The sequence below is a fragment of the Frigidibacter sp. RF13 genome (assembly GCF_026626305.1).
Taxonomy (GTDB): Bacteria; Pseudomonadota; Alphaproteobacteria; order Rhodobacterales; family Rhodobacteraceae; genus TMP-24.
In genome coordinates this window covers 526,575-550,027 of sequence record NZ_JAPNUE010000001.1, presented here as the reverse complement: position 1 = coordinate 550,027, position 23,453 = coordinate 526,575, and the positions used below count along the sequence as shown (strand labels likewise).

At 64.3% G+C, this 23,453-nt stretch carries 27 protein-coding genes and 2 tRNA genes; 20 read left to right on the top strand and 9 right to left on the bottom strand.

Features of this window, described 5'->3' with window-relative positions; genetic code table 11:
* Positions 1-13 precede the first annotated feature (13 nt).
* Entirely contained in the window at positions 14-1,522 is a 1,509-nt protein-coding gene (locus OU426_RS02660) for a serine hydrolase domain-containing protein (protein ID WP_267632296.1), read from the bottom strand.
* On the bottom strand, positions 1,519-2,289 hold the full coding sequence (locus OU426_RS02655) for a CPBP family intramembrane glutamic endopeptidase (protein ID WP_267632295.1): 771 nt from the start codon (positions 2,287-2,289) through the stop codon (positions 1,519-1,521). Before OU426_RS02655 ends, OU426_RS02660 begins: the two co-directional genes overlap by 4 nt.
* 111 nt (positions 2,290-2,400) lie before the next feature.
* On the opposite strand from OU426_RS02655, the gene OU426_RS02650 reads away from it, so the two are divergent.
* Positions 2,401-3,012 carry a TetR/AcrR family transcriptional regulator gene (locus tag OU426_RS02650; RefSeq protein WP_267632294.1) on the top strand — a complete coding sequence of 204 codons (612 nt, stop codon included), beginning with the start codon at positions 2,401-2,403 and terminating at the stop codon, positions 3,010-3,012.
* A gap of 58 nt (positions 3,013-3,070) precedes the next feature.
* On the opposite strand, the gene OU426_RS02645 is transcribed toward OU426_RS02650, so the two are convergent.
* Positions 3,071-3,913, bottom strand: a complete 843-nt coding sequence (locus OU426_RS02645; protein ID WP_267632293.1) for a GFA family protein — start codon at positions 3,911-3,913, stop codon at positions 3,071-3,073.
* Positions 3,914-4,052: 139 nt separating this feature from the next.
* Between OU426_RS02645 and OU426_RS02640 the strand changes: the two genes are divergently transcribed.
* The 3 genes from OU426_RS02640 to OU426_RS02630 all read left to right on the top strand — a co-directional run bounded on the left by OU426_RS02640 (position 4,053) and on the right by OU426_RS02630 (position 5,784).
* Positions 4,053-4,667, top strand: coding sequence for a GNAT family N-acetyltransferase (locus OU426_RS02640; protein WP_267632292.1), 615 nt, complete (start codon positions 4,053-4,055; stop codon positions 4,665-4,667).
* A 42-nt stretch (positions 4,668-4,709) separates the two neighbouring features.
* Positions 4,710-5,204, top strand: coding sequence for a peptide-methionine (S)-S-oxide reductase (locus tag OU426_RS02635; RefSeq protein WP_267632291.1), 495 nt, complete (start codon positions 4,710-4,712; stop codon positions 5,202-5,204).
* A gap of 115 nt (positions 5,205-5,319) precedes the next feature.
* Complete coding sequence (locus tag OU426_RS02630) at positions 5,320-5,784, top strand: GFA family protein (RefSeq protein WP_267632290.1); 465 nt, start codon at positions 5,320-5,322, stop codon at positions 5,782-5,784.
* 38 nt (positions 5,785-5,822) lie between these two features.
* Here the strand turns inward: OU426_RS02630 and OU426_RS02625 are convergent.
* Both OU426_RS02625 and OU426_RS02620 read right to left on the bottom strand, forming a co-directional pair.
* Positions 5,823-5,896, bottom strand: a tRNA-Thr gene (locus OU426_RS02625).
* Between the two features lie 74 nt (positions 5,897-5,970).
* Positions 5,971-6,618 (bottom strand): GntR family transcriptional regulator, encoded by a 648-nt coding sequence (locus tag OU426_RS02620; protein WP_267632289.1) that lies wholly within the window; start codon positions 6,616-6,618, stop codon positions 5,971-5,973.
* A gap of 609 nt (positions 6,619-7,227) precedes the next feature.
* Between OU426_RS02620 and OU426_RS02615 the strand changes: the two genes are divergently transcribed.
* A complete protein-coding gene (locus OU426_RS02615) occupies positions 7,228-7,659 on the top strand; it encodes a tellurite resistance TerB family protein (protein WP_267632288.1) in 432 nt (143 codons plus the stop codon).
* Between the two features lie 27 nt (positions 7,660-7,686).
* Here OU426_RS02615 and OU426_RS02610 read toward each other — a convergent pair whose 3' ends face one another.
* A complete protein-coding gene (locus tag OU426_RS02610; RefSeq protein ID WP_267632287.1) occupies positions 7,687-8,379 on the bottom strand; it encodes a M48 family metallopeptidase in 693 nt (230 codons plus the stop codon).
* Between the two features lie 158 nt (positions 8,380-8,537).
* Here OU426_RS02610 and OU426_RS02605 point away from each other — a divergent pair, with 158 nt between their 5' ends.
* The gene (locus OU426_RS02605) at positions 8,538-8,867 is read left to right on the top strand and encodes a TIGR02300 family protein (RefSeq protein WP_267632286.1); all 330 of its coding nucleotides are present in this window, start codon (positions 8,538-8,540) and stop codon (positions 8,865-8,867) included.
* 193 nt (positions 8,868-9,060) lie between these two features.
* A tRNA-Ala gene (locus tag OU426_RS02600) sits at positions 9,061-9,136 on the top strand.
* A 122-nt stretch (positions 9,137-9,258) separates the two neighbouring features.
* Here OU426_RS02600 and OU426_RS02595 read toward each other — a convergent pair.
* Both OU426_RS02595 and OU426_RS02590 read right to left on the bottom strand, forming a co-directional pair.
* Entirely contained in the window at positions 9,259-9,624 is a 366-nt protein-coding gene (locus tag OU426_RS02595; protein WP_267632285.1) for an SUF system Fe-S cluster assembly protein, read from the bottom strand.
* 84 nt (positions 9,625-9,708) lie between these two features.
* Positions 9,709-10,305, bottom strand: a complete 597-nt coding sequence (locus tag OU426_RS02590) for a hypothetical protein (RefSeq protein WP_267632284.1) — start codon at positions 10,303-10,305, stop codon at positions 9,709-9,711.
* Positions 10,306-10,471: 166 nt separating this feature from the next.
* Between OU426_RS02590 and purC the strand changes: the two genes are divergently transcribed.
* From purC to OU426_RS02550, 8 genes are all read left to right on the top strand, one after another.
* A complete protein-coding gene (gene purC / locus OU426_RS02585) occupies positions 10,472-11,233 on the top strand; it encodes a phosphoribosylaminoimidazolesuccinocarboxamide synthase (RefSeq protein WP_267632283.1) in 762 nt (253 codons plus the stop codon).
* A 1-nt stretch (position 11,234) separates the two neighbouring features.
* Complete coding sequence (locus tag OU426_RS02580; protein WP_267632282.1) at positions 11,235-11,579, top strand: hypothetical protein; 345 nt, start codon at positions 11,235-11,237, stop codon at positions 11,577-11,579.
* A gap of 79 nt (positions 11,580-11,658) precedes the next feature.
* Positions 11,659-11,898, top strand: a complete 240-nt coding sequence (purS, locus tag OU426_RS02575; protein WP_267632281.1) for a phosphoribosylformylglycinamidine synthase subunit PurS — start codon at positions 11,659-11,661, stop codon at positions 11,896-11,898.
* Between the two features lie 76 nt (positions 11,899-11,974).
* Positions 11,975-13,018, top strand: a complete 1,044-nt coding sequence (locus tag OU426_RS02570) for an alcohol dehydrogenase catalytic domain-containing protein (protein ID WP_267632280.1) — start codon at positions 11,975-11,977, stop codon at positions 13,016-13,018.
* Between the two features lie 129 nt (positions 13,019-13,147).
* Positions 13,148-13,816 carry a phosphoribosylformylglycinamidine synthase subunit PurQ gene (purQ, locus tag OU426_RS02565; RefSeq protein WP_267632279.1) on the top strand — a complete coding sequence of 223 codons (669 nt, stop codon included), beginning with the start codon at positions 13,148-13,150 and terminating at the stop codon, positions 13,814-13,816.
* Between the two features lie 45 nt (positions 13,817-13,861).
* A complete protein-coding gene (locus tag OU426_RS02560; RefSeq protein WP_267632278.1) occupies positions 13,862-15,664 on the top strand; it encodes a sensor histidine kinase in 1,803 nt (600 codons plus the stop codon).
* 3 nt (positions 15,665-15,667) lie between these two features.
* Positions 15,668-16,999, top strand: coding sequence for a sigma-54-dependent transcriptional regulator (locus OU426_RS02555; protein ID WP_267632277.1), 1,332 nt, complete (start codon positions 15,668-15,670; stop codon positions 16,997-16,999).
* 524 nt (positions 17,000-17,523) lie between these two features.
* A complete protein-coding gene (locus OU426_RS02550; RefSeq protein WP_267632276.1) occupies positions 17,524-20,247 on the top strand; it encodes an Rne/Rng family ribonuclease in 2,724 nt (907 codons plus the stop codon).
* Between the two features lie 60 nt (positions 20,248-20,307).
* On the opposite strand, the gene OU426_RS02545 is transcribed toward OU426_RS02550, so the two are convergent.
* Positions 20,308-20,553 (bottom strand): sulfurtransferase TusA family protein, encoded by a 246-nt coding sequence (locus tag OU426_RS02545; protein ID WP_267632275.1) that lies wholly within the window; start codon positions 20,551-20,553, stop codon positions 20,308-20,310.
* Between the two features lie 103 nt (positions 20,554-20,656).
* On the opposite strand from OU426_RS02545, the gene OU426_RS02540 reads away from it, so the two are divergent.
* The 5 genes from OU426_RS02540 to OU426_RS02520 all read left to right on the top strand — a co-directional run bounded on the left by OU426_RS02540 (position 20,657) and on the right by OU426_RS02520 (position 23,445).
* The gene (locus tag OU426_RS02540) at positions 20,657-21,409 is read left to right on the top strand and encodes a cytochrome c biogenesis CcdA family protein (RefSeq protein WP_267632274.1); all 753 of its coding nucleotides are present in this window, start codon (positions 20,657-20,659) and stop codon (positions 21,407-21,409) included.
* A gap of 193 nt (positions 21,410-21,602) precedes the next feature.
* Positions 21,603-22,046, top strand: a complete 444-nt coding sequence (gene rplU, locus OU426_RS02535; RefSeq protein ID WP_267632273.1) for a 50S ribosomal protein L21 — start codon at positions 21,603-21,605, stop codon at positions 22,044-22,046.
* Positions 22,047-22,060: 14 nt separating this feature from the next.
* Positions 22,061-22,330 (top strand): 50S ribosomal protein L27, encoded by a 270-nt coding sequence (gene rpmA / locus OU426_RS02530; RefSeq protein WP_267632272.1) that lies wholly within the window; start codon positions 22,061-22,063, stop codon positions 22,328-22,330.
* A gap of 114 nt (positions 22,331-22,444) precedes the next feature.
* The gene (locus OU426_RS02525; RefSeq protein WP_267632271.1) at positions 22,445-22,789 is read left to right on the top strand and encodes a hypothetical protein; all 345 of its coding nucleotides are present in this window, start codon (positions 22,445-22,447) and stop codon (positions 22,787-22,789) included.
* A 116-nt stretch (positions 22,790-22,905) separates the two neighbouring features.
* Positions 22,906-23,445, top strand: coding sequence for a GNAT family N-acetyltransferase (locus tag OU426_RS02520; protein ID WP_267632270.1), 540 nt, complete (start codon positions 22,906-22,908; stop codon positions 23,443-23,445).
* Positions 23,446-23,453: the final 8 nt, after the last annotated feature.

Genomic DNA, 23,453 nt, shown 5'->3' with positions numbered 1-23,453 from the left:
CCGGCCGGGCGCCTCACGTCGAATTCCGCCGTGGTAGTCGCGGATAGAGAAGCCAAAACGCCAGGGCTGCGATCAGCAGGCTGAACCCTAGGCTGATGGCGACGAAGGCCGTGGGCCAGGGCGTGGCGCGGACGGTGTAGAATGTCGGCGGGAACCCTTGTAGGCGCAAGGGGATGTCGGAATACCAATAGACCCACCAGGCCACGAGACTGGCGGAAAGGATGCCTACCGCTGTCCAGCGCAGGGCGGAAGTTTTCGGCGGGTGAAACCGCGTCCCGCGCCTTATCGCTGTCGTGACGAACCAGGCGATTACCAGCCCAGCGAGTGCCATCAATGCCCCGGCGGCCCAGTGGGCATAACGCAACATGGCGAGTTGTCCACAAACCCTTCGCAGCGGGTGTCCAGTCAGGGCGTTGCTCCAGGGGCAGGCGATGTCGGCAAAGATGCCCGGTGCGGCCCGGTCGCTGTTGGCCAGAATCACCAGCCCGGCGCCAATCTCAGGCATTGAGAAGATCATCGCTTTATAGCCGCGATGATCGCCGCCCTTCCGTGCAATGAGCGTATCGCCGTCGAGATGCAGGTTGTAGCCAAGGCCGACTGCGCTTGTGTCTTCTGTAAAGGGAAACGGCGTGAAACTAGCTTGGACTGAAGCGGGGGAAATGACACCGCCACCGGGCTCCTCGCCATCTGCGCCAGGCATGGACGCGGCCACGAAACGGGCGACGTCACCCGCCGTCGCGACCAGGCCGCCTTGGGCCTTGGTCGCATGGACATAATGCGGCAAGGGCCGATCGTACCAATCATGCCCCCAAGCGGCCCGCTCCTCTGACGCCGGGGTCCAGCCGAAGGCGGTTTCGGTCATGCCGAGGGGCTGCAGGACCTCGCGCGTCACATATTGCGCAAAGGGCTCGCCGGTGATGTTTTCGACGGCCATTTCTAGCAAAACGAAACCCTTGGAGGAGTAGTGATAGGAGGCGCCGGGAATATGTGTCACGCGGATCGCGCCATATTCCATCGTCGCTCCGTTCGCGGCCTCCTCAAGCGTCGGCACCGGCGCGCCGGGATCAACGCCGGAATCGCCGCCGGTCGACAGGCCTGCACCATGGGCGAGAATGGCGCGCGCGGTGACCTGTGCGTGGTCATATTCCGAGGGCGGGAACTGCCAGCCCGCGAGATAGGTTTCGATCGGCGCATCAAGGTCGATGCGGCCCTCTTCGGCGAGCCTCAGGAGCGCCCAAGCCGTGACAGGCTTGGTGACCGAGGCGATTTCGAAGACCGAATCCGCCCTAACGGGCTCGCCCGAACCGCGATGCCGCACCCCGAAGCCTTGGGCCCAGACCACCTCGCCGCCCAGCACCATCGCAACAGCGACGCCGGGCACGCCCTGACGGGCCAGCGCGGCCGGAGCGGCGGTTTCGATTGCCTGGATGGCTGGGGCCAGATCGGCGTCATCTTCTGCGCACACGGGCAGTGACATGGAAGAGAGCGCAGCAAGAAACAGAGAGGTGGCGAGGCGCTTCATGCGCTCACCGTTGCGGTTCTGCCGAACACTAGTAATTCGTCATCTGTGACAGCGGCCAGCATACAAAGGCCAACCGCCAGATTGCTGCACGCGATGAGCAGATGGATGCGGATGTCCAGGGCCTCGGCCACGAAGGGTCCGGCCGTGCCCGAGGTGACGTAGATGTAGTCCTCGACCGTATGAAGAAAGATCAGTGGCAGAAGACTGCCGGTGCGCAGGAAAAGCGCGCCGTACAGCACCGCGAAGCCGAAGGTGGTGGCGAACTTGTCAAGCCATTGCAGGGCCGAGAAATCCTCGAAGAGAGCGTTGGTCAGATGGCCCGCGCTGAAGATCGCCGCCGCGACGAGAACGGCGGCCCATTTGCCAAAGGCCAGAAGTACAGGCACAGCCACACCGCGGGCAAAGCCCTCTTCGCTGATGCCTGTCGCGAGCAGCGCGAGGAAATAGAACAGCGTCCAGCCCGCGCTGATGGCCACCGTGCCGTAGAGAAGCGCTGGAACAAAATGGACCAGCGCCGGATAGATCAGCAGATGCGCGTTGCGGATCTGCCCTGTCAGTCCGGCCGTCTGCCACCAGCCCATCACCCGGATGAACCAGAGGATCACCACCGATTGCACGGTTGGAATGATCAGTTGCAAGGGGGTGATCGAGCTGCCGGTCAGCTTGACGATGGCGATGAAGGGGATCGCGAGAACCGGCTGGAAGACCGCCAGGGCGACGACGAACCAGAAGGGATGGCGTTCGGCAAGTCGACGGATCGACTGCATGGTTTGCCCCCGGAAACGTGATTAATTAAACGATGCGTTTCGTTTCGATTCTTGTCAAGATTGCGGAATAGGCTTCGAAGTAAGCTGGTCGTTTGAGCAGTCGGAGGCGAGATGCAAAGTGAGGCGCGCAGTGGCAGGCCGGTGATCGGTCGCCCGCGGAGCGAAGGGTCGAGGGAGGCTATCCTTGCTGCCGTGCGGGACCTGCTCCTGAAGGGCGGCTACGCGAGCCTGACCTTCGAAGGAGTGGCGAAGAGGGCCGGCGTCAGCAAGGCCACGATCTATCGCTGGTGGCGCAGCAAGGGGGAGTTGGTCCTAGAGGCCTCCGGCGACGCAATCCGGATCGGTCTGGTTCCCGACACCGGCGATGCGCGCGCCGATATCGTAGCCGCGATAGACCAGTTGATCGGGACCTTTTCGAACCGGCTGGCCTCCATAGTGATTTTCGCTGCCATCACCACTGCAGCGGAAGACCGAGCCATGGCGCAAGCCTTACGAGACCGGATCATCTATCCGTGGCGCCGGTCTGCTGCTGAAGCACTGGAACGCGCTCAAGAGCGGGACGAGTTGGCGCACAACGACATAGTCTTCCTGCTCGATTTGATTGTCGGCACGGTCTTCCAGCGCACGCTGGTTGTGAAGGATCCGGTGGTCGAAGGTCTGAAAGACAACCTTATGGCAATTGTTCTTCGTAGGCGCGATAGCGGTCCGACTGGCAGCGGTTGATGGGTGAGCTGCCACAATTTCTATCAAACCTCGCCCGAAGGCTCACTTGGACTCTTACTCACGGGACAGGCAGGTCAAACGCCGCCCATGCCGCAACGATGTCCGGAGAATCCTGGCAGCGCACGCGCTTGTGTCCGAGCTTGACGTCAAACCAGGGCAATTGACTTTCGATCCCCAGTTGCCAGGTTGGCAGGTTTGGCGCGGGGTTGTCGAGCGTTCCGACCTCGATCAGGATCCACCCTTCCCAATCCGCCGAGACCGAAGGCAATTGGGGCCGGAATGTCAGGCTGGAACCACAACAAGCGCAAAATCCGCGTTCGGCAAAAGGCGAGGATTTGTAGTAGCTTGGCGCCCCCTTGGTGAAGATGACGGCATCGGTTGCGTAGATCGACCCGATCGAGAACGCCGAGCCGCTGAATTTTTGGCACATCCGGCAATGACAAATCAGCGTATCGAGGGCGGGTTCGGTGATCCGGTAGCGGACCTCTCCGCACAGGCAACCGCCCGTGACCGGGACTGTCCTGCGACCGGTCAGGTCAAGCATGTGGTGGCTCTTGAGGTGCGGCATCGTCCCGGCCGATCCCGGATTGCCGCCCTCATTCACGGCAAGAACGGGGCGCGGCCCAATGAACTTGTAGCCCTGCCCATGTACCGTCAGGATCATGTCGGGGCCGAGCGCCCGCCGCAGTGCGGACATGTGCACCTGCAAAGTGTTTTCCTCGACCGTCAGGCCCGGCCAGACGGCATCGAGCAGGTCAGACTTTCGGATCACCGCGTCCGGTTTTTCCAGAAGTAGGAAAAGAATGTCGAAGGACCGGGCCGACAGTTCAACAATGCCGTCGGGGCCATGTAGCCTTCGCTCTGACATTTTCAGGCGGTATTCCCCGAACAGCAGGTCCATCCGGACGGCCTCCCTGTTGCCCGCATGATAGCCGAAACTATTCCGGTTGCGAAATTTGCGATAGCGTCAGGAATCTTCAGGTTCGCGCCAAGGACCTGAAGCGGCGCATCGGTCAATATGCGGAAAGGAGGAGTTCGCCATGAACAGTCTGACCGCCATATCCCGACCGATGAAACAAATCGCGATCCACACCGCCACAAGGGCAAACACGGCCCGGTTTGAATCCGCCATGACCTTGGCCTTCAGCGCCGACCCCGCCGCCCGCTGGGCCTGGAGCGATCCGGATCAGTTCCTGCGCACCTTCATGCCGCTTGTCACATTGTTCGGCGGAAAGTCCTTCGATCACGGAACTGCCTATGTCGCAGAGGACTTCCGTGGTGTTGCGCAGTTCTTGCCGCCGGGGGTGCAAGTCGATGACGGTCCGATCGGAGAATTGTTCGAACGGAACATGACCGAGCCGGGACTGGGCAAGGTGCTTGGCCTATTCGAGCAGATGGCGAGTTTCCACCCTCGGGAGCCGCACTGGTACATCCCGCTGATCGGCGTCGACCCGGCCTTTCAGGGGCAGGGCTACGGGTCTGCACTGATGAATCAGGGACTGGCCGTCTGTGACCGTGACGGTCAGCTGGCGTATCTGGAAGCGACCAGCCCGGTCAATCGGCTGTTCTACGAGCGGCATGGCTTCAGAACGCTGGGCGAGATCCGGGTTGGTGACTCGCCGCCGATGTTCCCGATGCTGCGCGAGCCTCGATAAACTCAGGTCTGCGCGCAACAGGTTCACGCAAAGGAGAAGGAATTGACCAGCGCTACCGAATACACATTCCTCGCCGGGGGGTGTTACTTCATCACGCAGCATCTGCTGCGCCAACCTGAAGGGGTCATCTCGACCCGCGTCGGCTGGATGGGAGGCGACGGCGACAACCCGACCGAGACAAACAGCGGCGGACATACGGAGGTCGTCGAGGTCACCTTTGACCCAACACGGCTTACCTTCCGGAAGCTCGTCGAATATTTCTTGGTGATTCACCGGGCAGATCTTGGGCAAGAGATCGTTGGATCAATCTATCGGTCTGAGATCTTTTGCACGAGCGCCGCACAGCGGGCCGTCGCCCAGGAAACGGTTCGCGCTGCCGATGCTTCGGGGTACTGGCCCGGCAGGCTGACGACCCGCATCAGCGTGGCTGGTCGCTTCTGGCCCGGGAGTCCGGAAGATCATGAGTTCCTGACGCACTTTACAGAAAGCAAGTTGGCTCATTTCCGGGACAGACAGGATACAACCGTTCACGGCTGAACGGTCGAGCCGCCGAATTTGGCCCCTCTTGACCGTCTCGAGCCGCAACCCGCTATCCTTAGCGGACGGCATCGGGCGAATACCTTACTGACACGGATTTGCGGGACATGGAAACATGGCAGATTTCTTCAAAACTGGCGGCTGTCACTGCGGTCGCGTGCGCTACGAAATCCTCTCGGCGCCCCTGAGCGTGCAACATTGCCATTGTTCGCAATGCCGGAAGGGGTTCGCGACCCTGTCGGCTCAGGGGGCGGTGATCGGTCGTCAGCACATTCGCATAACGGGCGAGGAGTTTCTGACCTGCTACCGGACGTCGGCGAGCTTTGAATATCGTTTCTGCGCGACCTGCGGCAGCCGCATCTTCGCCTATGAGGACAGCGAGCCTAACCTTATGTACTTCATGCCGGCTACTCTCGACGGTGGCGTCCATCCTGGTCATCCGCCGGACGGGGAGTCACATATCCATGTCGGGTCAAAGGCCGTTTGGGAGCGGCTCGCGGACGACCTTCCCAAGTTTGAGGCTGCATCGCCGGATGAGATCGTTTCAGATCTGATGCGGCAGGCGTCCGAAGACGGGTAATGCCAGGGCGACGGGTGCGGGTGTGTTCGGACGGCGCGTGCCCCCTGTCCGATTCGAACGGACGACCTACCGCTTACAAGGCGGTTGCTCTGGCCAGCTGAGCTAAGAGGGCAACGCAGCGCCTGTTTAGACGACGACCGCGTTCCGGGCAAGAAGGGAAGGGCGGTTTCTCGGACGGTTGACCCGTCAGGTCACCAGATGCCTCAGGCCTTGCGTCACATCGGTCCGGACCGCGAGCCTTAGCCCCGGCTCATCGCCAGCCTTGAGCGCCGCGATGATCATCCGGTGATGCTGCGGCGGCTCGCGCCGCACGAGGCGGGAATAGAGCGCGCGCATGGTCGGGCCGAGCTGCAGCCAGACGGTTTCGGCGACCGCAAGGATCGCGGGCGACTGGGCGCGCAGATAGAGAAGGCGGTGGAATTCGAGATTTGTGCGCAGGTAGGCCACTGCATCGCGGCGGAGGGCTGCCTCCTGATTGGCGGCGTTGATCGCCTGCATCCGCTCGATCAGCGCCATATGGACGCGGGGCAGGGCGCGGCTGGCAAGCTCCGGTTCCAGAAGCGCACGGAGGGCCGCCAGCTCCTCGATCCGGTCGTTGGTCAGTTCCGGCGTCGCTACCCGACCCGAGGCCGAGAGCGTTACGGCGCCCTCGGCGGCGAGCCGCCTCAGCGCTTCGCGCACCGGGGTCATGGACAGGCCGAACTGCTCGGCCAGCCCCCGGATGGTCAAGGCCTGACCGGGCGGCAGTTCACCATGCATGATCTGCTGGCGCAACGTCCGGTAGACGCGGTCATGCGAGGCGAGGCCGGGGTCGAGCGTGCGGGGGGCGATCATGGCGACATGTGATCACGGGCACGGGACGGGGTCAACGGGCGTCGGAGCCGCCGCTCGGCAGGTCTTTTCCACCTCACCGCTGTGCTTGGCGGGACACATCAAGAAGGTGGGGGCGGCTATCGGTCTACGCGTCATGAGTGTGCCACTCCTCCGGTCAGCAGCGGGGAAGCCTGACGCTGTCTGCCTGTTCCAGAAAGGAAAAGACCTTGTATCGTACACTCATGTTGTCCGCTCTTATCCTCGCCACCACCACCGGTTTCGCTGAAGCCCGCCGCGGTGGCGGAACGTCCAAGGAAATCATGCATTTCGTGTCGGATACAGGTATCGTGCTAGAGGATGGCGCGCAGCCCTTGTCGCTGTGCCATCTGGTCGAGCAGTTCGGAATTCTCTTCATTCCGCTCTTCACGACCTCCGAGGGCTATGTCCTTGCGGTCAACAAATGCGATACGACATCATACCGCCAGCTGCCGCCGGACATGTTCGCAGCGGCGAAGGCCGCCGGACTGATTCCCGCCGAGGTTCCTGCCGACCCGGTGCCTGCCCATAGGCGAGCGGATCGAAAATTACCTCGTCGGCGGCGGGATAGCAGCGGCGCTGCTGCTTGCGGTGATGGGTTTCGTGCGCCGCCGCCGCAACAAGGGCAAGCGTGGGCGACTGATGGGCGATGTGACACCCGCGGTGCGGGTGATGATCGAGGTTCTCTGTCACGCGGCCAAGGCCGACGGCCAGATCGACGATCGCGAGGTTTCCGTCATCGCCAATATCATCCCGCAGCTGACCGGCACGCCCGTCAGCCGTGAGATCGTAGCAGAGATGGCGCGGCTTGCGGACCCCCGCCTGTCGCCATCTGGGTTCAAGGCTTTCGGCAAGGGCCTCCGCAGTGAGCAGCGAGAGCTCATCGTCCAGAGTGCGCTCATGGTCGTCAGCGCCGATGGGCAAGTCTCGCCCAAAGAGCAGGCGTTCATCAGCGGACTTGTACAGGGGCTAGAGATCACGAGAGATCGGTTCGATTTCCTCGTTGGCGCCCTTAAGGCCGCCTGAGAATGCAGGCGGCGCCTGCGGCGCCGGCTATCTTGAGAACCGATAACGGTGTAGCCCCGCGCCCTCACGCTTCAGCCAGCGCCTGTGTTGCTGATAGTCTGGCATCAGCCGCGCCACGGCCGCCCAGAAGGCGGGGGAATGGTTCATCTCGGCGAGATGCGCCACCTCATGCGCGGCGACATAGTCGAGCACCTTGGGGGGCGCAAGGATCAGCCGCCAGGAATACATCAGCGCCCCATCCGCCGCACAGGATCCCCAGCGCGAGCGGGTGTCACGCAGCGTGATCGGGCCGTGGGTGCGGCCGAGAAACGCGGCATAGCGCGCCGAGGCCTCGACCAGCCGCGCCCGGGCGCGGAACTTCAGCCATGCGGCGGTCCTTGCAGCCGCCTTTGCCGGATCGCGGGGCAGCAGGAGGCCGGCGCCCTCGATGCGTGGCGACCGGACATCGGCCGGCTGAAGCGTCACCGGCTGGCCCTCGACCGGCAGGATAGTGCCAAACCCGACGTCGATCGCGCTGCCGATCCGGGCGCGAGCCTTGACGATCCAGTCGGCCTGTTCGGCGGCGAAGGCCAAAGCATCGCCCTCGCGCGCCCGGGCGGGCAGGGACAGGGTAACCTGTCCGTCCAGACCCGACACGCGCAGCGAAAACCGCCGCGCCCGCGCCGACCGGCGCAGGACCAATGTCACGCCCGGATGGCCGGGAAGGTCGCGTTGGTTCATCTTTGCTCTTTCCTCGCCCCATTCTCTCTTGTCCGGCGCGCCGGGGAAAGGCCCGATTTCCGCCTGGGCCGATGGTGCGACCAAAGCGTTTGACAGCCCCCGGCACTTGTGACATTTGGCTGCGACTCTGAGATAGACGCGCACGGAAGGAGAGTTCCATGCCAAAGGACGAATGGGGCGTCAAACGCCTCTGCCCGCATTGTGCCAGCCGCTTCTACGACCTGAAGCGCGACCCGATGACCTGCCCGGAATGCGGCCACAGCTTTACTGCTGAAAGCCTTGTGATGACCCGTGGCCGGGCGATGATCGCCGAAAAGGCGGTGGTGAAGGAACGCGATCTCGACCTCGACGATCTGGCCGACGATACCGATCTCGATGAAGCGGGCAGCGATACCGATCTCGACGACGATCTCCTCGACGACGACGAGGACGACAATGTCTCGCTCGACGATATTGCCGATGTCGGCGGCGGCGAGGACGACGCCTGACGCCTCCGCAAAGGAAGCTATTCACCGAACGCCGCGCCGGACCTCCGGGGCGGCGTTCGCCTTTTCAGGGCGCCCGGAAGGCCACGCCGCGCCGCCGCAGAAACTCCGCCAAGCCAATCGTTTTCCTCTTGCGCCCGTCCGCCCGACTGCCTATAGCACAGCCCACGCGGGCCAGACGGCCCGGACCTCCGGTGGGGCCATAGCTCAGTTGGGAGAGCGCTTGAATGGCATTCAAGAGGTCAGGGGTTCGACTCCCCTTGGCTCCACCAAATTGATCAAATCAAAAGAAATTCTCTAACTCAGTCGCGCAGGGTGCCTTGGCTCTAGTGAGCGCCCCCGAAACCAATGCCTGAAATTGACAGGAAGGTCGTCGGCGAAGAGTCCATACTCCCTACATGAACCCCAGTTCCAGCCGCGCCTCGTCGGACATCATGTCCATGCCCCATTGCGGCTCGAAGGTCATGCTCACATCGACGTCGCGGACGCCGTCAACCGCCTCGACCGCGTTCTGTACCCAGCCGGGCATTTCGCCCGCGACCGGGCAGCCGGGAGCGGTCAGGGTCATGGTGATGCCGACGGCATTCTCGGGCGAGATCTCGATCGTGTAGACAAGGCCCAGATCGTAGATATTCACCGGGATTTCCGGATCGTAGACCGTGCGGCAGGCATCCACCACGTTTTCGTAAAGCGGATGGTCGGTCGAGGACGGCTTGATCAGCGGCGTGCCTTCGATCGGTTCGGTCGGTTCTGCGGTCATCTCATTCCCCGGATTTCCCGAGCGAATATATAGGAATTGTGGCGCCGAGGTCCAGAGCGCCCTAATCGCGGGGGAGCGGCGGCGTCAATCCCGTCGCCGCTGGTAGCGGGTGGCGGTCAGCCGGTCCGAGACGGCGCAGCTTTTGACGTCGACAAAGCCCGCCGCGCGAAAGACCTCGCGCACGCGGGCGTCCGACGGCTCGGCCGTCTTGCCCTTGGGATAGAGGCACCAGATCGGTGGCGCGCCCGAAGCTTCGGCGGCGGCAAGCGCGGCCGCTAGCCCGGCGTCCGACAGAAGTTCCGCGATCAGGAAGGCCGCGTCCGCCGCTTGCGCCGCCTCGGCACCCGAAAGGGCGGCGATAACCGCCTCGTCGGTCAGGGGCGCCAGTGCAAAGGCCCGGGCGCCGGGGCCGACACCGAGCTTTTCGGCCAATGACGGCGGCCCCTTGAGGATCGCCTTACGCCAGCTTTCCGCCGCCTTCGCCCCGAGGTCGAGTTCCAGCCAGCCGCCCGCCGCCAGAAGCCGCAGCACCTCGCCCTCGACCTCGGCCCGCGTGATTTCCGCGCGCGGGATGCGGGCGCGGATATCGCCGCGCAGGATGACCTCTTCGCTTTCCAGAAGTGCCTTGCCCTCGGCGGCCTCACCCTGCCAGCGGATGCTGCAGATCGCTTCGCGTCCCACTCTCTCTCCTTTCCGCCTCGCGGCGCAGCCTAACCCTGTTCGTGCCTGCAGGGAACCGCCATCCCGCGCCTTGCGGGGCAGGGGTATCTGGCCTATAGGGGCGGCAAGCCGGGCGCCCGTCATGCACGTGAGCGCCCCGCGCCCCGAGGTCCCGAAGGGAGAAGCCATGTCGCGCCGGAAGAAAGTCTACGAAGGCAAGGCCAAGATCCTGTACGAGGGCCCCGAACCCGGCACCTTCGTGCAATATTTCAAGGACGACGCCACCGCCTTCAACGCCCAGAAGAAGGCGACGATCGAGGGAAAGGGTGTGCTCAACAACCGGCTGTCGGAATTCTTCATGCAGGGGCTGACCAACATCGGCATCCCGAACCATTTCATCCGCCGCCTGAACATGCGCGAGCAGTTGATCCGTCAGGTCGAGATCATTCCGCTGGAAGTCATCGTGCGGAACTTCGCCGCAGGTTCCATCGCCAAGCGTCTGGGGATGGAGGAGGGGACCGCGCTGCCCCGTCCGATCGTCGAATACAGCTACAAGAATGATGCGCTCGGCGATCCGATGGTCAGCGAGGAATATATCGTCGCCTTCGGCTGGGCCACCCAGCAGGACCTCGACGACATCATTTCGCTTGCGCTCCGCGTCAACGATTTCCTTTCGGGCGTCTTCTATGGCGCTGGCATCAAGCTTGTCGATTTCAAGATCGAGATCGGCCGCATCTGGGACGGCGACTTCATGCGCCTGATCGTCGCCGACGAGATCAGCCCGGACAGCTGCCGCCTGTGGGACATCAAGACCGGTCAGAAGCTCGACAAGGACGTCTTCCGCCGCGATCTCGGCAGCCTGACGGACGCCTATTCCGAGGTCGCCCGGCGTCTGGGCGTGCTGCCTACGCAGCCCTCGCCGATCGCCAAACCGACGCTGATCAACTGAGATGATGCCGAAGTCAGGGCTTCTGACGCGCCTGGCGGCTCGGCTCGTCGTGCAGGGGCTGCACTGGCAACTCGGCTCTGCCGCGCGGCGGATGCTGCGCTTCGGCTGGATCGCCCTCGGCCTGGCGTTCGGTCTTGCCGCAGTGCGCATCTACGCTGCCGGTGTCGATGCGCCGCTGGTCGCCTTCTGGGCGCATTGGCCGTCGCTATTGCTTGCTGGTCTTGGAGCTCTCGGCCTTTACATTGGCACCCGCTTCCGCAAGCTCGTCGACGGGCTCGCGACGGCGACTGAGGGCTACGCTGGCCGCGTGGCAGCGCTTGGCGACGCACGAGGCCCGGAGCGGTGAACAGCGCGACCCACAGGGGTTGCGGTGCCTCCGGCAGGGCGCTATGGGACGCGCGAGCCCGACAGCGAAGGAGCCATCGATGAAAGCCCGTGTCCATGTCATGCTGAAGGACGGTGTTCTCGACCCTCAGGGCGAGGCGGTGCGCCATGCGCTCGGCACGCTGGGCTTTCAGGGTGTGAACGGCGTGCGGCAGGGCAAGGTGATCGAACTTGACCTCGCCGCGACCGACAAGGCCGCCGCCGAGACCGAGGTGAAGGCCATGTGCGAGAAGCTCCTCGCCAACACCGTGATCGAGAAATATTCGGTCGAGATCGCCTGAGGCGCCGCTGTCGCGTCTCCTCTTGCCTTTTCCGCCGATACCGCGCCCTCTCTGACCGACGGACAAGGAGGCACGAATGCGCGCGGCAGTCTTGCGAGAGTTCAACCGGGAGCTTGATCTTTGCGAGGTCCCGATGCCGGACTGTCCAGCCGATGGGGTGATCCTGAAGGTGCTGGCCTGCGGTGTCTGCCGGTCGGACTGGCACAGCTGGACGGGCACCGATCCGGACGTCCATCCGCCTCATATCCCCGGCCATGAATATTGCGGCCTCGTTGAGGAAGCGGGGCCTCTCGTCCGGGGCTGGCGGACGGGCGATCGGGTGATCGCGCCCTTCATCCTTGCCTGCGGGGCCTGTCCGGCCTGTGCTGCGGGTAACCAGACGACCTGCCCGACTCAGGCCATTCCCGGGTTCAACCGCCCGGGCGCCTTTGCCGAATATCTCGCCGTGCCGCATGCCGATGCGAACCTCACCCGCCTGCCCGAAGGGATGGACCCCGCCCTTGCCGCCGCCCTTGGCTGTCGGGTCACGACCGCCTGGCACGCATTGACCGGCCGGGCGGCTGTCCGGCCGGGTGAATGGGTGGCGATCTTCGGCGGGGGCGGGGTGGGCCTGTCGGCGATGCTTCTGGCACGCGCCATCGGCGCGCGAACCATTGTCGTCGACGTGGTGGCGGAAAAACTCGCGCATGCAAAGGCGCTTGGCGCAGATGCCGTCGTCAATGCCCAGACCGACGACGCGCCCGCCGCCATCCGTGCCCTGACCGGCGGTGGCGCCCATGTGGCGCTGGAGGCGCTGGGGATCGAGCAGACGACCGTGGGCGCGCTGCGCTCGCTTGGCAAACTTGGCCGCATGGTCCAGATCGGCATGCCCGCCGGGCGCCATGTGAACATGACCTTGCCCTGGGACGCGGTCTATTCGGGGCAACTCGCGATCTTCGGCACGCGCGGCATGCCCGCCTGGCGCTACCCGAGCCTCCTGACGCTGATTGAGGCCGGCCGTGTCGATCTTTCGCCCCTCATCGCCCGCCGCGTGCCTCTGTCGGCAGCCTCTGCCGAACTCGCGGCCTTCAGCGGCCCGACCCCGCCGGGTGTCGCGGTGATCACCGATTTCCGGGCCTGACAGGCGCGTCTGCTTCTTCCGTTTGAAAATATCCCGGGGGTTTGGGGGCAGAGCCCCCATTCGCTCTGGCACTCGACCTGCCCTTGCAGTAAAGGGCGCCCAACAGCCCGTGACCCCGAGGAGACCCCGATGAAAGCCGCGATCATCACCTTCCCCGGATCGAACTGCGACCGCGACCTGGCGGTTGCCTTCGAACAGGCGGGGGCCGAGGTCGCGCGGGTCTGGCACAAGGATCAGGACCTGCCGGAAGGCACCGACATCGTCGGCGTTCCGGGCGGCTTTTCCTATGGCGACTACCTGCGCTGCGGCGCCATCGCGGCGCAGTCGCCGATCATGCAGGCCGTCCGCAAGCATGTCGAAAAGGGCGGCTATGCGCTTGGCATCTGCAACGGCTTTCAGATCCTCACCGAGACCGGCCTTCTGCCCGGCGCGCTGATGCGCAACGCGGGGCTGAAGTTCGTCTGCAAGACCGTGACCCTGAAGGTCGCGACGTCGGACAGCGACTTCACCCGCGGCTGGAACGCGGGCGACGAGGCCAGCATCCCGGTCGCTCATCACGATGGCAATTACACGATCGACGCCGAGGGCCTTCAGCGCCTGAAGGACGAGGACCGCGTTGCCTTCACCTACACGGAAGATGTGAACGGCGCTATGGAGGGCATCGCGGGTGTCCTGTCGGCAAACCGCCGGGTGCTGGGCATGATGCCCCACCCCGAACGCGCAGCCGACGCAGCGCTCGGCGGCACCGATGGATCGGTGCTTTTCCGCTCGCTATCCGGCGCGCTCGCCCTCGCCTGACCCCTGCGGCTTGCCGGGGCCGAGGGCGCGGCCTAGATTGATCCCATGGCGCGTGACGACGATACTGGCCAAGTCTCTGCAGGACCGACCGATCCTCCGCAGACCCGCGGCCGCGGGTCTCTGTGGGCCCTGCGGGTCATTCTGGTCGCCTTCATCGCTGCCGCCGTTGCTTCGATCTGGGCGACCAATGCCCTTCTGACCGACCGCCTGACCGAGACGACGCGCACGCGTGCGGAAGTGCGCCAGGCTCTCTACTCCGGCCAGCTCATGTCGGAACTGCAGCGCACCGCAATCGTGCCACGGCTTCTGGGGCGAGACCCCGAACTTAGCCGCGCGCTGGCGGACAAGGCCTATTCGCTCACCTCACAGCGGCTGATGTCGGTCCAGCGTGAGATTGATGCCTCGACCATCCTCTTGCTCGATCAGGGCGGCCGGGTCGTGGGCGCGACGGACCGCAACCGGCTTGGCCAGAACCTTGGCAAGAACCAGGCGTTCATTCTGGCGCAGCGTCAGAGCGGGACGGTCTTTACCATTCATGAGCTTGACTCTGGACGGGTCGAGTTTTCCTTCTCGCGTGCGGTCTATGCTGATGCCAAGCGGGTGGGTGTGATCCTCGTCAGCGCGGACCTGTCGCGCTTCGAGCGGGCTTGGGCGGGCGAGGTCGAAGCTGTGGTGGTGCTAGACACCACGAACCGCATCATTCTGGCGACCGAACCGCGCTGGCGCGGTCTGGCGATAGAGGATGCGCTCGCTGTGCGGTCGGCGCCTTCGGCGGTTCAGCGCGCGCTGCGCGTCACGGCCGACTGGGCGAACGATCCCCCCGATGCCTATGTGCGTGGTGTGGGTGTGATGCGGTCGGAACTGCGCATTCCCTTCCAGGGCTGGCGACTCGTCAGCTTTACCACCTACGATTCGATCCGCGACCGGGTGAATGCCGTTCTGGCGCTGGAAATCATGGGATTCGCGCTGGTTCTGGCGCTGGCCTTCTATCTCGTGTCACGCCGCGCCCAGGTACAGAGCGCGCTCTTCCGGCGGGAATCGGCGGAACTTCGCCAGTTGAACAGCCGCCTTCAGCAGGAGATCGCCGAGCGGGAAAAGGCTCAGAAAGAGCTCGCGGTGGCCGAACAGACGCTCGCTCAATCGTCAAAACTCGCAGCCTTGGGCGAGATGTCGGCCTCGGTCAGCCACGAGCTGAACCAGCCCTTGGCGGCGATGAAGACCTATCTCGCCGGTGCCCGTCTGCTGCTGCAGCGCAAGCGCCCGGACGAGGCGCTTTCTTCCTTCCAGCGCATCGACGACCTGATCGAGCGCATGGGTGCGATCACACGGCAGTTGAAGAGTTATGCGCGGAAGGGCGGAGAGGCGTTTGAGCCAATAGATGTTCGCTCTTGCGTGTCTGGCGCGCTCTCGATGATGGAACCGACGCTCAGGACGCGCTCGGTCAAGATCACCCGCGCCATGCCGCGCCTGCCGGTGACGGTGATGGCCGACCGGATCCGTCTGGAACAGGTGATCATTAACCTGTTGCGAAACGCTTTGGACGCGACCAAGGATGTGGCGCAGCCGCAGATCGACCTCTTGCTGACGGCGGGTGAAACTGCCGTCCTGACCGTGCGCGACAATGGCACCGGGATCGTCGATCTCGATAACCTGTTCGAGCCCTTCTACACGACCAAGAAGCCCGGCGACGGTGTCGGCCTGGGGCTTGCCATTTCGTCCGGCATCGTGAACGACCTTGGCGGACGGCTGACGGCGCGCAATGCGCCGAAGGATGCGAATGGTGGGGGCGGCGCGGTGTTCGAAGTGCAGCTTCCCATCCTGAATCAGAAGACCAGAGCGGCGGAGTGAATGATGGCCCGTGCGATGAAAGTGGCGATTGTCGATGATGAGCAGGACATGCGCCAGTCGATCAGCCAGTGGCTGGCGCTGTCGGGGTTCGACACCGAGACCTTCCCGAGCGCCGAGGATGCGCTGAAGACCATCGGCGCGGACTACCCCGGTGTCGTCGTATCCGACATCAAGATGCCGGGCATGGACGGGATGGCGTTCCTGAAAAAGCTGATGAGCGTTGATAGCGCCCTGCCGGTGATCATGATCACCGGCCATGGCGACGTGCCGATGGCGGTCGAGGCGATGCGGGTGGGGGCCTTCGATTTCCTCGAAAAGCCCTTCAACCCCGACCGGATGACCGAGCTAGCCAAGAAGGCCAGCCAGAACCGCCGCATGGCGCTTGATAACCGGGCGCTCAGGCGCGAACTGTCGGACGGCGCGACGATCATCAAGAAACTGATCGGGGCCTCCCCGGCGATGGAGCGGCTGCGCGAGGATATTCTCGACCTTGGTCAGGCCGATGGCCATGTGCTGATCGACGGCGAGACCGGCACCGGCAAGACGCTTGTCGCACATGCGCTCCATGCGGTCGGGCCGCGGGCAGGGCGCAAGTTCGTGGTGGTCAGTTGCGCGGCCTATGCCGAAGATATGCTCGCGCAGCGCCTTTTCGGGCCGATGAATGACGGCGGCGCCATACCGCTCGTCGAGGAGGCGCGCGGCGGAACGCTGGTGCTTGAGGATGTCGAGGCGCTGAGTCAGGCATTGCAGGCGCGGCTCCTGACCTTCATCAACGAACAGGGCACGCCTGCCGAAACCCGCATCGTCGCCATCTGCAACGACCACGAGCAAGGCAGGGCTGCCGAGGAGGCGCTGCGCCCCGACCTTTATTTCCGCCTGTCCGCGCTGAAGATCGTCCTGCCGCCCCTACGGGCACGCGGCGAGGATATCCTGACGCTCTTCACCCGGATGACTGAGCAATTCGCCGAAGAATACGGCTGCGACGCGCCGCAGGTGACGGCGCAGGAAGCGGCCCAGCTTCTGCAGGCGCCCTGGCCGGGCAATGTGCGTCAGCTGATAAATGTCGCCGAACGGGCCGTCCTGCAGAACCGTCGCGGCTCGGGTTCCATCGCCTCGCTTCTGATGAGCGACAATGAAGAGGCGGCGGCGACGGTGACGACCGAGGGCAAGCCCTTGAAGGAATACGTCGAAAGCTTCGAGAAGATGCTGATCGACAATACGATGCGCCGCCACAAGGGCTCGATCTCGGCGGTGATGGACGAATTGTGCCTGCCGCGCCGGACGCTGAACGAGAAGATGGCGAAGTACGGGCTGCAGCGGCAGGATTATCTCTGATTGGTCCGCTCTTGTCGCGCGGCTCGGGGCAGATAGCTCGTCGAGCACCTCGTGCACTCCTTGCGCCGCCCGGGCGATGAGTGGACGAAGTGCTCGAGGAGGCCGGGCCTGTACCCACCTTCTGGGATCGGTCGGGCGGCATACCGCCAAAAAGCCCATTGTCATTGCTGCCCCAAGACCGCTAATGTCGGTTTTGTGACGGGTTGCGCCAATCAGGCGTGCCGTCCGTGAGTTTCGCCGCCACGCAGGCCCAGGCCCCCACCCGGTCGGGAAGCGTGTGTGCGGATGAAGGGCCGGAAGGCTCAAGGCATTGTCCGGGCTCAGGTCCGGGCGGAAGAACAGGAGGGATCATACCCTCCGGGAAATGAGAACCGCGATGCAACGCGCGCTGATCGGGCAGGATCTTGGGGGACGGCGGAAGGCCGCCCCGGACCTGTCTGCGTGCGCCATCGCCTTAGCAAAAACCGCCGATCGCCGTCCGGCCCCGCCAGGGGTGGGGCGGCTGTTGGCGTCTGGAACCTACAATGGCAACGAAAATGCTTATCGATGCCACCCACGCGGAAGAGACCCGCGTCGTGGTGGTGGACGGCAACAAGGTCGAAGAATTTGATTTTGAGACCGTAAACAAGCGGCAACTGGCCGGAAACATCTATCTGGCGAAGGTTACGCGGGTCGAACCCTCGCTGCAGGCGGCCTTCGTGGATTACGGCGGAAACCGGCATGGTTTCCTCGCCTTCTCGGAAATCCATCCCGATTACTATCAGATCCCGGTCGCCGACCGGCAGGCGCTTCTCGCCGAGGAAAAGGCCTATGCCGAGGCGATGGAGGCCGAGGAGCACAACCGCTCCCGCCGCCGTCCGCGGGGCGGGGCCAAGGCGCAGGCCGCCGATCAGGGCGACCAGAAGCGCACGAGCGACGACATTCCCGGCATGACCGTGATCGACCTCGGAGAGGATGAGGGCGAGTCGCAGGTCCATGCCGACGACGCGCCGCGCGACGATGCAGCCCAGGCCTCGCACGTGGCAGAGCCCGCAAACGGCAATGGCGAGGAGCCCTATGTCGCGGCGGACCACGCCGCAGACAGCGACCCCGAGATTGAATCGGTTGCCGAAGAGGATGTGGCCGAGGAAATCCGGCAACCGCGTAAGCCTCGCCCCCGCCGCTACAAGATCCAGGAAGTGATCAAGGTCCGCCAGATCATGCTGGTGCAGGTGGTGAAGGAAGAACGCGGCAACAAGGGCGCGGCGCTGACCACCTACCTCAGCCTCGCGGGCCGCTACTGCGTTCTGATGCCCAACACCGCGCGCGGCGGCGGCATTTCCCGCAAGATCACCAATGCGGCTGATCGCAAGAAACTGAAGGACATCGCAGGCGACCTTGAGGTGCCGGATGGCGCCGGTCTGATCATCCGCACCGCCGGATCGCAGCGCACCAAGGCCGAGATCAAGCGCGACTATGAATATCTTATGCGGCTTTGGGAGCAGGTCCGCGACCTGACGCTGAAGTCGATCGCGCCCGCGCCGATCTACGAGGAAGGCGACCTGATCAAGCGCACGATCCGCGACCTCTACAACAAGGACATCGAAGAGGTTCTGGTCGAGGGCGACAAGGGCTACCGCGCGGCCAAGGACTTCATGAAGATGATCATGCCGTCCCACGCCAAGAACGTGAAGCTCTACACCGAACAGATGCCGCTTTTCGCGCGCTATCAGGTGGAAAGCTATCTGGGCGGCATGTTCAACCCCGTCGTCCAGCTTAAATCGGGCGGCTATATTGTCATCGGCGTGACCGAGGCGCTGGTGGCCATCGACGTGAACTCTGGCCGGGCGACCAAGGAAGGCTCGATCGAAGAAACCGCGCTCAAGACCAACCTTGAAGCGGCAGAGGAGATCGCCCGCCAGCTCAGGCTACGCGACCTTGCCGGTCTGATCGTCATCGACTTCATCGACATGGAAGAGCGCAAGAACAACGCCTCCGTCGAGAAGCGGCTGAAGGAAAAGCTGAAGACTGACCGCGCCCGCATCCAAGTTGGCCGTATCTCGGGCTTCGGCCTTCTCGAAATGTCGCGTCAGCGTCTGCGGCCGGGCATGCTCGAATCGACGACGCAGCCTTGCGCGCATTGCCATGGAACAGGGATCATCCGGTCGGATGACTCGCTTGCCCTGTCAATCCTGCGCCAGATCGAAGAGGAAGGCACTCGGAAGCGCTCGCGTGAGGTTCTGGTAAAGGCGCCGGTCGCGGTCGCCAACTATCTGATGAACCAGAAGCGCGAACATATCGCCCAGATCGAGGCCCGCTATGGCCTGTCGGTGCGGATCGAGGCCGATCCTTCGCTGATCAGCCCCGATTTCAGCCTTGAGAAGTTCAAGACCGCGACGCGGGTCGTGCCGGAAAACCTCTCGCAGGTCGTATCGGTGAACACGACCGTGATGGACGAACCGGAGGAAGAGCCCGAGGTTGAAGAGGACGAAGACGAGGCCGCCGAGGCCGAGGCGTCGAGCGAGAGCCGGGGCGAAGCCCGGGCCGAGGCCCGAAGCGGCGATGGCGATGGCGAGCCCGGTCGCAAGAAGAAGCGCCGCCGTCGGCGCCGTCGGCGCGGTGGCCGCGACGGTGAGGGCGAGGCGCAAGGCGTCGAGGCCGGCGCGAGCGAGGAAGATGGCGGCGACGAGGCCGGTGACAGCGCTGGCGAGGAGGCCGACGGCAACGACGAGCAGCCCGCCGAAGCGGCGGAAGCCGCGCCTGCCAAGCCGAAGCGCAGCCGCAGCCGCGGCGGCCGGTCGCGCAAGTCCGATCAGCCTGCCGAAGCGGTAGTGGAGGCGGTAGCGGCCGCTGAGACCGCTACCGCGGAACCTGCCGCGACCGAGGCCGGACCTTTGGACGATGTCCCGACCGAAGCGGCGTCCGAAAAGCCGAAAGCGCGCCGGACGCGGGCGAAGAAGGCCGAGGTTGCGGTAGAGGCCGCCCCCGAGGCTGCGGCTGAGGCGCCGGCTGAGGTGCCTGCGGCCGACGCTCCGGCGCCGAAGGCCAAGGCGACGCGCTCGCGCGCCAAAAAGGCGGCGGTTGCGGAAACGGCGTCTTCGGTCGAGGTGGCGACCGAGGCTGCGGCGCCCGCGCCTGCGCCGGCCCCCGAACCACAGGTGGCGCTCGCGACCGCTGGGCTTCAGCCCGATCCGGTTGCGGAGGAGGTTGCTGCTGACAGCGGCGAGCCGAAACAGAAGAAGCGTGGCTGGTGGTCGCTCGGCCGCTGAGGAACTGTCATGTGAAACGACAAACCCCGGTGCCTCGCGCCGGGGTTTTGCTTTCTTGCCTCAGGCTTCGGAAGAACCGGGGCCGCGCTCGATCAGATAGGTCTTCACGCCCTCATGGTCGGTTGCCCAGATCAGCCTGTGACCGGACGTCGCGCAGAAATGCGGCACATCCACCCAGGACGCCGGGTCGGTCGCTTGAAGCTGCAACACTTCGCCCGGCGCCATCGCGCGCAGGCGTTTTTGCGCCTTCAGGACGGGCAGGGGGCAGAGAAGCCCGGTCGCATCGATCTCGGCATCGGGGGTCATGCCCGCCCGTTAGGCGGGATGCGGCGAAAAGTCCACGGGCTTGTGAAGGCCCGTCAGCGAAAGGCGGCGTGACGGCGGGCGCAGGCTCGGCTATGGCAGGAACATGTTTGCAACCTCGATCATGGATGCGGGCTTCGGCCTCGGGGCGCTGATCGCGCTGGTCGCGGGGATCCTGTCGTTCCTCAGCCCCTGCGTCTTGCCGGTCGTGCCGCCCTATCTCGCCTATATGGGTGGGATCAGCATGGGCGATCTGACCGGAGCCTCTGGACGCAGACGCTCGGTCGTACTGCCCGCGTTTTTCTTCGTTCTCGGCTTGTCCACGGTCTTTCTGCTCATGGGCGCCGCCGCATCGGCTTTCGGCCGGGCTTTCCTGCAATACCAGCCGATCCTCACAAAAGGCTCCGGTGTGGTCGTCATCCTCCTAGGCCTCCATTTCCTGCATGTGATCCGCATTCCCTTCCTCGACCGCGAGGCGCGGCTCGATGCCGGTGACAAGGGCGGGTCGACCTTCGGCGCCTATGTGCTGGGCCTTGCCTTCGCGTTCGGCTGGACGCCCTGCATCGGCCCGCAACTGAGTGCCATCCTGTCGCTCGCCGCCTCCGAGGCTTCGGTCGGGCGCGGCGCCGCGCTCCTTGCTATCTATGCGATGGGTCTTGGCCTGCCGTTCCTACTGGCCGCGCTTTTCATCGGTCGGGCGATGGATGCGATGGCGCGTCTCAAGCGCCATATGCGGCTTATTGAAAAGGCGATGGGTATACTCCTGATCATCGTCGGCCTTGCGCTTCTGACCGACTCGCTCTCGCGATTCTCATATTGGCTCTTGGAGACATTCCCCGGCCTCGCCACACTCGGCTGACGCCGCGCCTTGGGGCCCTTGACTTCGTGGGCGCACTCGCCGATAAGCCCCCGGTCCGGGCAAGTCATCCGACTCGCCCGGCCATTTCTTTGCAATGACGCCTTCGAGAGAGGGCGCGCTGTCCGAGGCGGCGAAAGCCGACAAACGCCGGAAACGGGGCCACAGGGCGCGGAAACCGATGAAGGAAAGACCCATGTTCGCGGTCCTCAAGACGGGCGGCAAGCAATACAAGGTTCAGGCGGGCGATGTGCTGCGCGTCGAACTGATTGCCGCAAGCGCTGGCGACAAAGTCCAGTTCAACGAAATTCTGATGATCGGTGGCGACGCGCCCGTTCTCGGCTCGCCCCTTGTGAAGGGCGCCGCCGTTCAGGCCGAAGTCATCGACAACATCAAGGCCGACAAGGTCATCACCTACCACAAGCGCCGCCGGAAGCATTCCTCGCAGCGTACCCGTGGCCACCGTCAGAAGCTGACGCTGGTGCGTGTGACCGAGATCCTCGCCAAGGGCGCCGACAAGTCGGACGTGTCCGTGGCTACCGGCACCGCTGCGGCCCGCCGTGCGGCCCACAATAACGCCCCCGCCGCTGCGCCCGAGGCCCCCAAGGCCAAGCGCGCGACGAAAAAAGCCGACGCGTAAGAGGAGACTGACCCATGGCACATAAAAAAGCAGGCGGTTCCTCTCGTAACGGCCGCGACTCCGCGGGCCGTCGCCTTGGCGTGAAGCTCTACGGCGGCGAAAAGGCCATTCCGGGCAACATCATCGTGCGCCAACGCGGCACCACCTGGTTCCCGGGCGAAGGCGTCGGCATGGGCCGTGACCACACGATCTTTGCCGTCACCGAAGGCCACGTGACCTTCAAGAAGGGCCTCAAAGGCCGCACCTTTATCTCGGTTCTCCCCAAGGCGGAGGCGGCCGAGTAAGCCGACAAACCGAAAAGAACCGAAGGTTCAAAGGGGGATCGGCAAAACAGCCGGTCCCCCTTCCAGTTTCGGCGGATGGGGTCCCGGCGCGAAGCGCAAGTGAAAGGGACCATCATGACCAAGCACATTTCCCTGCAGACCCGCATCACCGGCACCGAGTCGATGCTCGCCGCCCTTGGTTGTACCTGGGTCTTCGCTTTCCCGCTTGAATTTCGTCACCAATCCGCCTTTGAGGATGAGATTGTTCAGGAACGCATGGCGATGCGCCCTGCGGCGAACACCCGCCGCCTTTTGACGGGCCTTTGGCGCGCTGTCGCCGAAGGGGTCGGGCGGCCGCCTGTGAAGCTTGTCCCCCAAGCGCAAGACTTTATTGAACTTTCGGGCGCAGGCTATCCGCCAGCCTCCAGAACGGTAGTGGCCGGACCCGAAGCGGACAGGGGACATCTGTCATGCTCCTGACGAAATCCGCGACCAGACTGCACGACGCCCTTGCGCCCGCGCCCCGCGGCGCCCACCTTTATTCCACCGGGTCCATTCTGGCCCGGGAGGATCACGGTTTTCGGAGGAGTGAAGACGTGAGACCTGAGACGATTGCCCTGCAACCCGTTATCGAAGCAGAGCGTTTCGACCTTCGCCCGATCCGGGCCTCCGACGCGGGCCTCATCGCCCTTTATACGTCGGATAGGCGGCTTGCCGAAGGCACAAGGGCCATTCCCCATCCGCTGCCGCCCGGCGCGGCAGAGGCTTTTGTCGCGCGCGCCCTGTCCGAGAAGCGCGACGAGGATATCTGGGTGATGGATGGCGCGGCCCATGGCCAGGCCGAGGTCCTGGGCCTTGTCAGCCTGATGCGGATGGACCGCGACCAGTCAGAGATCGGCTTCTGGGTGGCGCCGGGCCTGTGGAACACAGGTTATGCGTCCGAGGCGGTCGGCGCCATCGTTGCGGCCAATCCCCATGCGTCGCGCGCCCTCTTCGCCGAAGTCTTTCAGGACAACGCCGGCTCCGCACGGGTCTTGGTGAACGCAGGCTTCGACTATCTCGGCGATGCCGAGGCCTGGTCGGTCGCGCGGAATGCCAAGGTCCCGACCTGGACCTATATGAAGAAGATGGGATGAGGTGACAG